General features: G+C 51.3%; 6 protein-coding genes and 2 pseudogenes. 4 read left to right on the top strand and 4 right to left on the bottom strand.

Annotation, left to right across the window (positions count from 1 at the left end):
• The 4 genes and pseudogenes from ACTHUT_RS09735 to ACTHUT_RS09720 all read right to left on the bottom strand — a co-directional run.
• Positions 1-287 (bottom strand): annotated as a pseudogene (locus ACTHUT_RS09735) (peptide ABC transporter permease); the annotation flags it as partial.
• A gap of 72 nt (positions 288-359) precedes the next feature.
• Complete coding sequence (gene oppB / locus ACTHUT_RS09730; RefSeq protein ID WP_036490316.1) at positions 360-1,280, bottom strand: oligopeptide ABC transporter permease OppB; 921 nt, start codon at positions 1,278-1,280, stop codon at positions 360-362.
• A 232-nt stretch (positions 1,281-1,512) separates the two neighbouring features.
• Positions 1,513-3,309: an aminopeptidase P family protein gene (locus tag ACTHUT_RS09725; protein ID WP_440385656.1), complete on the bottom strand. Its 1,797-nt coding sequence runs from the start codon at positions 3,307-3,309 to the stop codon at positions 1,513-1,515.
• A 75-nt stretch (positions 3,310-3,384) separates the two neighbouring features.
• On the bottom strand, positions 3,385-5,004 hold the full coding sequence (locus tag ACTHUT_RS09720; RefSeq protein WP_222570400.1) for an ABC transporter substrate-binding protein: 1,620 nt from the start codon (positions 5,002-5,004) through the stop codon (positions 3,385-3,387).
• A gap of 325 nt (positions 5,005-5,329) precedes the next feature.
• On the opposite strand from ACTHUT_RS09720, the gene ACTHUT_RS09715 reads away from it, so the two are divergent.
• The 4 genes and pseudogenes from ACTHUT_RS09715 to ACTHUT_RS09700 form a co-directional block, all read left to right on the top strand.
• Complete coding sequence (locus ACTHUT_RS09715; protein WP_440385655.1) at positions 5,330-6,400, top strand: porin; 1,071 nt, start codon at positions 5,330-5,332, stop codon at positions 6,398-6,400.
• A gap of 124 nt (positions 6,401-6,524) precedes the next feature.
• On the top strand, positions 6,525-8,042 hold the full coding sequence (locus ACTHUT_RS09710) for a polyamine aminopropyltransferase (protein WP_315039725.1): 1,518 nt from the start codon (positions 6,525-6,527) through the stop codon (positions 8,040-8,042).
• Positions 8,043-8,209: 167 nt separating this feature from the next.
• Entirely contained in the window at positions 8,210-8,677 is a 468-nt protein-coding gene (locus ACTHUT_RS09705; protein ID WP_191620517.1) for an FxsA family protein, read from the top strand.
• Positions 8,678-8,855: 178 nt separating this feature from the next.
• Positions 8,856-9,666 (top strand): annotated as a pseudogene (locus ACTHUT_RS09700) (lytic transglycosylase domain-containing protein); the annotation flags it as partial.

Here is a 9,666-nt window from a genome sequence, read left to right as displayed (position 1 = left end):
CGCGACAGCAAATCGCGGCCGAGCAAATCCGTACCCAGATAGTGATGGGTAGAAAAGGACGGCGGAATCTGCATATTGTCCCAGTCGGTGAAGTCGTAGGTGTAGCGGACGATCCATGGCGCCACAATCACAAAAATGCTGATCAGCAACAGGATGATAATACTGTACACCGCCGCTTTGTTCTGTTTAAAACGCCGCCATGCGTCGCTCCACAGGCTTTTGCCGTGTACTTGGGCGTATTCTGCTGCCTCTGCAAGGGCCTGAGTCTGCTTCTTTTTGAATAACATAATGTTCTCTCTCGCTTTTTATTCTTTCTTCAGGCCGTCTGAACGTTTCAGACGGCCTTTGCGCAAATGGGATTAATAACGGATTTTCGGGTCAATAATGGCATACAGAATATCAAGGATGGCGTTAAACAAAATGGTCATGATGCCCACCAAAATCGTCAAACCCAAAATCATGCCGTAGTCGCGGTTGAGCGCACCGTTGACAAACAATTGTCCGACGCCGGGAATACCGAACACGTTTTCAATCACAATGGAGCCGGTGATGATGCCGACGAATGCTGGGCCTAAGAAAGAAACAATCGGCAGCATGGCCGGACGCAGCGCATGGCGCAGAATGATACGGCTCATGGGCAGGCCTTTGGCGCGTGCCGTGCGGATAAAGGGGCTGTTCAATACTTCAATCATCGCGCCGCGCGTAATCCGCGCGATACTGGATACATAACCGATGGACAAAGTAACGACGGGTAAAATCAAGTTCATCAGTGCGCCATCGTTCCAGCCGCCGGCAGGCAGCCATTGCAGTCTGACGGCAAACACCAGTACCAATACCGGCGCCATCACAAAGCTGGGAACGACGATACCGGTCATCGCACCGCTCATCAGCGCATAATCCAGCCAACTGTTTTGTTTTAAGGCAGCGATGATGCCGATAAACATGCCGAAGATGGCGGCAATCAAAAAGGCATAGAAGCCGAGTTCCGCCGATACCGGCAGGGATTGGGCAAGCAACTCATTAACGCTGAAATCTTTATATTTGAACGACGGCCCCAAATCCCCCTGCGCCAATTGTTTGAGGTAGTGGAAATATTGGAGGTACATCGGATCATTGAGGTGGTATTTGGCTTCGATGTTGGCCATGACCGCAGGCGGCAGGTTGCGTTCGCCTGTGAACGGGCTACCCGGTGCGAGCCGCATCAGGAAAAACGATACGGTAATCAACACCAGCATGGTCGGGATGGAAGCACATATCCGTTTGATGATGAATTTCAACATAATCAGGCTGTCCTGTCTGAACATACCGGACTCGTGAAAACAAAGCTGACCTGAAGCGGAAATCGGATGAATGGCAGCAGGCATCTGTAACGTCGCCGCGCCGGTTTCTCTCTCTATTCCGACCGGGTTATTGTTTTTATTCGGAGTCGGGTAAGGTTTTGTAGTTTGTAGATAATTGTTGTTATCAGGCCGTCTGAAACTTGGTATCCGCCGTTTCAGACGGCCTTTCACGTTAACGCACCAAAGGTTCGGTGCGCTCAATCAGCCATGCTTTGGCCGCGCCCTCTGTCAAAGGCTCGAGACGACGGCGTACTTCGGCGTGATATTGGTTCAGCCATTCGATTTCGCTACCGGTCATCAGTTTGGTATCGATGAGGCGCGTATCGATCGGGCAGAGGGTAACGGTCTCGAAATACAGGAATTTGCCGAACTCGGTTTCCTCTGGGTTTTCAACCGGACGGTTGATCACCAAGCTTTCGATACGGATACCCCATTTGCCCGGACGGTAAAGACCCGGCTCGTTGGAAGTCAGCATACCTGACTTCATCGCGTGATGCGGTTGCGGTACGGCGGCAACGGCAATGCTTTGCGGGCCTTCGTGCACATTGAGGAAATAGCCCACGCCATGACCTGTACCGTGACCGTAGTCGCATTGTGCCTGCCAGAGCGATTTGCGGCAGATGGCATCAATCATCGGGCCTTTGATGTTTTCAGGGAAAATGGTTTCCGCCAAAGAAATATGCGCTTTCAACACCAAAGTGTAGTCGCGTTTCATGGCCGCACTCGGATTGCCGACGGGCACCACGCGTGTGATGTCGGTCGTACCGCCCCAGTATTGGCCGCCGGAGTCAATCAGCAGCATACCGTCGCCTTTGATTTTGCTGTTGTTTTCCGGTGTCGCGCTGTAATGCGGCAAGGCGGCATTGGCATTGTAGCCGGCGATGGTGTCGAAACTTGGCGAAATAAAGCCTGGACGTTGGCTGCGGTGTTTGTAGAGCATTCCGTCGATGTCCAACTCGCTCAATTCGCCGCCGTCTGCCAAAATTTGTTCAAACTCGGCAAAGAAGCCGCACAATGCCGCGCCGTCTTCCGCCATGGTATTGCGGATATGGGCGATGTCGGCATCGGATTTAACCGATTTAAAGAATGTGCTGGGGTGGATGGCTTCAATCAAACGAACGTCTTCAGGCAGGCGGCGCAAAGTGCCGACGGCGGTTTTATTCGGATCAATCAACAATGCACCCTTAACGCCTGCCAAATAGTCCGCCGCTTGCGCATAAGGCAACACTTCAAAACCTGCTGCTTTCAAGGCTTCAGCAGATTCGGCTTTCAGACGGCCTGCATCGGTAAACAATACGGCTTTGTCTTGGCTGATAAACAGATGAGATAAGAACACAGGGTTGAACGGCACATCGTCGCCGCGCAGATTGGTAATCCAAGCGATGTCGTCCAAAGAAGAAACCAAATGCGCATCCGCACCCTGCTCTTTCATGGCCACACGGATACGGGCCAGTTTTTCGGCCGCGGTTTCGGAAACGTAGTCGGGATGGTGAACGTAGATTTCCGGAGTCGGCAATGCAGGACGGTCGTCCCACACTTCGTCCAACAAAGTTTCTGGGTATTCGAGGCGGATGTTTTTGGCGGCAAGTGCCTGTTTCAAACCGCGCTCGCCGCTGAGTGCGAACATATCGGCAGGCGCGCCGACCACTGCACCCTCGGGCAGATTTTGTGCCAGCCACTCGGTATAAGGCGCATCAACGCCCATTTTTTGCAGCTCGATGCCGTTTGGCGCAAGCTGTTGGCCGGCCTGTTCCCAATAGCGGCTGTCCGTCCACACGCCAGCTTTATCGGCGGTTACCACCAAAGTGCCTGCCGAACCGGTAAAGCCGGAAAAATCGCGGCGTGCCTGCCAATGCTCGGGCAGGTATTCGGAAAGGTGCGGATCGGCGGAAGGAATGACAAACGCGTCCACGCCATGTTTTTTCATGGCTTCGCGTAAAGCGGACAAACGTTGTTGTACAGATTTCATGTGTTATGTCTCCTATTGTTTCAGACGGCCCCTGTCATCAAGGCCGTCTGAAAGCTTGTGCTGTCTATAATCAATCTATTTTTTCGGTGCGAACGACCAGCTCTTGACCGTATAGTTCCGCAAAGGGTCTTTGTCGGAATAGCCGATAATATCGGGTTTAACCATACGCACTTCAACCTGATGATACAGCGGAATCAGTGCAGCGTCTTCTTGAAGCTGCTTCTCTGCATCGGCATAAAGCTGGCTGCGCGCTTCCTTGCTGACACCATCTTTCAGCGTATTGTTCATAAATGTATCAAACGCCGCGCTTTTGTAGCGGAATGCATTGTTTGAATTGTTGGATTTCAAGATATTGAGCATGCCTGCCGGATCGTTGAAATCGGAACACCAGCCGCTGAACGAAACCTTGAAATTGCCTTGTGCGCGCGTATCCAAATAAGTTTTCCATTCCTCGTTGGACAAAGTCGGACGGATAAACGGAATGGCGGCCTTCCACACCGACTGCACGGCAGTGATTTGTTTTTTGGACGCTTCGCTGGTGCTGTACAAAATATCGAACTCAAGAGGATGGTCATCGTTGTAGCCTGCTTCGTTCAACAGTTTGCGTGCGGTTTCGATGCGTTTTTCAGGCGTCCACTCTTTCCACTCCGGATAAACAGGAATCACGCCCTGCATTTGCGGCGGCGTCAATTGGAACGCAGGCGTATCGCCGCGGCCGCCCACTTTGACGACGATGTCGCGGCGCGTCAGCATATTGAGCGCCTTGCGGACGCGCGGATCATTAAACGGTGCCGCTTCGTGGTTCGGCTCCAAATACCAGCTGCACAAAGAAGTTGTACGTTTCACTTGTCCCGGAAACTCAATATCCGCCACTTTGACCTGATCACTAGGAATGCCGTAAGTCACATCAATTTCATTGGCGCGATAACGGTTGTACTCGCCGCTGCCTGACAAGAAAACCGCCTTCGGAATGGCCACTTTGTCTTTATCGTAATAATTGGGGTTGCGTTCCATATTGATGTGGCTGTTGACTTTCCAATCCTTTAACAGATAAGCGCCACTGGAAACATAATGACCGGGTTGCGTCCACTTATTGCCGTATTTTTCGACAGTGGCGCGGTGCACCGGAAACGTGAATTGCTGAATCAGCATATCGGGGAAATAAGGTACGGGCGCAATCAGCGTAAATTGCAGGGTTTTTGCGTCCAACGCCTTAACGCCCAATGTCTCAGGCTTGGCTTTGCCGTTTAATATATCTTCCGCATTTTCCACTTGAGCATCGACCAAATAGCTGCCGAAAGGTGCGCCCGTGGCCGGATCGGCAAGACGGCGGAAGCTGTACACAAAATCCTCGGCGGTAATCGGATCGCCATTGCTCCATTTGGCATCACGCAGATGGAAAGTCCAGACACGCTCGCCCTTGCTTTCCCATCTTTCCGCCAAAGCAGGAATGGTTTTGCCTTCGGCATCCGTACCGACCAAACCATCCATCAGCTGACGGATAATCGCACCCGCCGCCATATCGCCGCTCATCTGCGGATCCAGCGTGCCCGGCTCGACGCCGTTGCTGACCACCACGCGCTCATAATCAGTACGCTTAAACTCAGGGGCGGGTTTGACATCGCGGCTGCACGCCGACAACGCAAATACGGCGGCCAATGATGCAGCCAACAGCGGATAGGTTTTTCCGGCCATATTTCATTCCTTCTTTTGGGTATTCTTCTTTTTCAGACGGCCTGATTATTCAAACTACACTTAACTACAAATATTTGAGGTTTTAAAATCCAGTTAAATCCTCTATTTTTAGATATAAAAATAGTGTTTAAAACTACATATACCATCGAAATAAAAGCAGCCGTCTAAGATTGTTGGCAAATTAACACAAAAATACGTAACTGAAAACTATTTTTCAATTTATCCTACGATAAGTTACAAATGTATTGATTTTTTATAATTTGTCAAATAAGATTATCCGAATTTCCCGTCCCCAATTAAGAAAAAGACATAAAAGGAGAACAAAATGAACAAGTTATCTTGTTTTGTTGCCACTACCCTCATCGGCTCTTCCATAAGCTTCGCCCACGCCGAACCTAAAATGAGCGGTACCATCTACATCATGACCGAGGTCGAACACAACAATAAAACCGGTGTAACCTCTACAACCATTTCCGATAAAAGTTCCAGTCTTTATCTCTCCGATGAAGTACCGCTCAACAACGACTTATGGTTGAAATGGCAACTTGGCTCCTTTATTTACTTCGATTCCGACCGCTGGGGCGGCTGGGGTACCGCCGACTCATACGTTGCGCTCAACAGCTACAAAAACCTCGGCACCGTCAAAATGGGTTACATCAGTACCCCTATGAACAGCATCTATCTGAACCCGTTCGACACCAACAGCCCGATTTTGGAATTCGGCAAAATTTCCCGTTTCGGCCAACGCCGCGTTTCCATGGCTTATGAATCGCCTTGGAAAAACGGTTTCCAATTCAAATTCAACGTCTCCCCAGGTTCCAATGCCGCGCGCAACAATAACGACTGGAATCCGGACAAAAAACGTGACGGCGACTGGGTCTTCGGCTGGGGCGTGGACTACTACCACCCCAACAACGGCTTTAACGCCCACTACGCTGCCGAATACGCACCCAACGACTCTCCAACCGAAACCAAAGACTTCCAAGCCCACGCTTTCATGGCCGGATACAGCAAAGACAAAATCTCCGTCGATGCCGCGTTCCAATACGCCAAAAACACTTGCGACGGCTTCAGCTGCTGGGGCGTATGGAAAGATGCGGCAGGCAACGTAGCCGGTTCTTACGACAAAGAAATCAACAACACCAAAGAATTTATGGTGTCGGGTTCATATAAAATCGGCAATTTCAAACCTCAAATCGGCTTCGCCTACGGTAAAAGCTCTATCGGCGAGGACTACAAACACGTCGCCGTCAGCACTGATTACAGCTTCTCCAAACGGACGACCGCCACACTCGGCGCCGGCTGGTTGAAAGAAAACGTCAATCCGAAATACGAAGAAGATTTGCCGAAAAAATCTTCTTACGCAGTGGGCATGGTATTCAAACACCGCTATTAATGCCTGACAGATTAAAGGCCGTCTGAAACAATTCGTTCAGACGGCCTTTTCTACATCCTATAAATAAACTTGCAGCCCACCTTAAAAATCATTACATTGCCCACACTCAAGCCACAAAAACGTCATCATGAATGCCCACCGCACCCTCATTATCTCCGTCTTCATCGTCGCCAGCTGCGGCCTCGCTTACGAGCTCATCATCGCCGCACTCGCAAGCTATCTTTTGGGCGACAGTATTTTGCAGTTTTCCTCCGTCATCGGGCTTTATCTTTTCTCGATGGGCATAGGCGCGCACCTGACCCAATACATCAAAGATAAAGACGTGTTGCACCGCTTCATCGAAATCGAACTTCTGGTCGGCATCATCGGCGGTATTTCCGCGCTGGCATTATTTGTGGCCTTTGGTTTATCCGCCGCCCCGTTCCGCACCCTGCTCTACGCCTTTGTGCTGATTGTCGGCATGGTTGTCGGTATGGAAATTCCTTTGGTCATGCGCGTGTTAAACCAAAAAGGCGCGGAGTTTAAAGAACTCGTTTCCAAAGTCCTGACTTTCGACTACTTGGGTGCACTTGCCGTCTCCTTATTATTTCCGCTCCTGCTCGCCCCAAAACTCGGCATGGCGCGTTCCGCCTTATTGTTCGGCATCCTCAACGCCGCCGTCGCCTACCTTACCGCGCGCGTCTTCAAAGCCGAACTGCCCCGCTACCGCGCCATCCGCCTGCGCGCGCTGATTGTCTTGTCCATCCTCGCCATCACCTTCGCCTACGCCGACCGCATTTCCTTCAAAGCCGAGCAAAGCTATTTCGGCGACCCCGTCGTTTATCAAAGCCACTCGCCCTACCAGCGGCTCGTCGTTACCCGCTGGAAAGACGACACCCGCCTCTACATCAACGGCAACCTGCAATTCTCCTCACGCGACGAAGCCCGTTACCATGAAGCACTCGTTCTGCCTGCCATGCAGATGGTGCCGAACGCCGAACGCGTCCTGATTCTCGGCGGCGGCGATGGATTGGCGGCACGCGAAGTCTTGAAATATCCGCAGGTCAAAAACGTTACTTTGGTCGATCTCGACCCCGACATGACTGCTACTTTTAAAACCTCCGCCACCTTAAGCGCGCTCAATCAAGGCTCGCTGTCCCATCCCAAAATGCACGTCGTCAACGACGATGCCGCCAAATGGCTGGAGGGGTCGTCTGAAAAATTCGACGTTATCATCATCGACCTGCCCGACCCGTCCAATTTCTCGCTGGGCAAACTCTACTCCGTCCCCATGTACCGCCTCGTTGCCCGCCATCTTGAGCCGCAGGGCAAAATTGTTGTGCAATCCACTTCGCCTTATTTCGCCCCTAATGCCTACTGGTCGGTCGTTGCCACCCTCGAAGCGGCCAAGTTGAATACCGCGCCCTATCATGTCTACGTCCCCTCCTTTGGCGAATGGGGATTTGTGTTGGCAGGGTTTGACCAAAACTTCCCTATTCCGCAAAAATTCGACGTCCCCACGCGTTATCTCAATGCCCAAACCGCCGCCGAAATGTTCCGTTTTCCGCCCGATATGGCAAGGCGCAAGGTTGAAGCAAATTATTTGAACAACCAAATTCTCGTCAGTTATTTTGAAAGCGATTGGAACAATGTGATGCGATAGAATATCTAAAGGCCGTCTGAAACATCAGTCTTCTTTTTATCTCCATTCAGACGGCCTCATCGCCCGTTTACCCTTTTTCACACAGCATTTGCTTGAAAAAATAAGGTTTATCTTTATCTAGATAAAACATAATCGACACTATCCGTTGAATGAAGGAACAAACACTTATGCAGTATTTTGGAATCGGTTTTTTGGTTTTAATCTTTTTGGAAATCATGTCCATCGTCTGGGTTGCCGACTGGATAGGCGGTGGCTGGACGCTGTTTGTGATGGCCGTCAGCTTTATCAGCGGTATCTTTATGCTGCGCCATACCGGCATTTCCGGCCTTTTGCTCGCAGGTGCAGCCGTCCGCAGCGGCCAAAACATTTCCCTCTATCAAATGCTGTGGCCGATTCGCTATACCGCCGCCGCGGTTTTCCTGCTCAGCCCCGGTTTTATTTCAACCGCCGTCGCCCTGCTCTTGCTGATTCCGTTTAAAGGCAACGCGGCCGTTTCTTCTACGCAGTCTTTCCAAAGCCGTCAGACTTACAGCTCCGCCAAAGATGACGAAGACATTATCGAAGGCGAATATACGGTTACGCGCACCAGCAAAGCCGACAAACCGCAAGACTATATCGAGCACAAACCCGATTGACGACTTCTTTCATAACAGGCCGTCTGAATTATGAATACCTCAAAAGTGTTTCATATTTCAGACGGCCTGAGTCATTTCCGGGCTTTGAAAATGTAAATATCGGTTTGTAATTCGGTTATTCCGCATAAATCATTTAAAATAAGCAGCTATTTTGATTCTAAAAACGACACGGTATCCAATGAACGTTCAACGTCTTTTCCCTCTCTCCCTCAGCTTGATTACCGCCGCTGTTTTATCGGCGTGCGCCACCCAAAACACACCGACTGCTTCGAAAACCGAAAGCGTCGTTCAGCCTAAATCTACTTCTATTCCTTCACGCCGCGCCGACAGCGAGTCCAAAGTCCTGTCCGATTACAGCCAATACCAAAGCGCCATCGATGCCGCCAAACGCGGTGACGATGCTTGGGTACAACAATTTTTATCCCAAGCCAGCGACAGCGCAATGGCTGAAAACGTCCGCAACGAATGGCTGAAAACCTTGGGCGCGCGCGGCCAGTGGGATTTGTTCCGTCAAGAATTCAGCAAATTGAACGCCGCCGGCGTCGCACAAGAAGTGCAATGTTATGCCGATTTGAGCAGCGGCAATGACAGCAAAGCCGCCGAGCTGGTTCGCGTGACCGGCAAACTGCCTGCAGGTTGTACCCGCTTGGTTGAAAGCGCGGCAGCTTCAGGCCGTCTGAACACCAACGACGCATGGCGTCGCGTGCGCGGCTTGTTGAGCAACAGCCAAACCACGGATGCACGCAACCTCGCCGCCGCATTGGGCAGCCCGTTTGAAGGTGGCGCGCAAGGTGCGACCGAATACAGCCTGTTGAGCGTAATCGGCAAAGATGCACGCAAATCCGCTTCTGCCGCCGCTACCCTGTCCGACATGGAATCCGGCCTCAGCCGCGAACAACGCAGCTTCGCATGGGGCGTATTGGGCCACTACCATGCACAAAGCCAAAACATGCCGACTGCTTTGAGCTACTACGGCCGCGTTTCCGACC

The organism is Neisseria sp. P0022.S010 (assembly GCF_051956635.1).
This window is presented reverse-complemented; position numbering and strand designations above follow the sequence as displayed.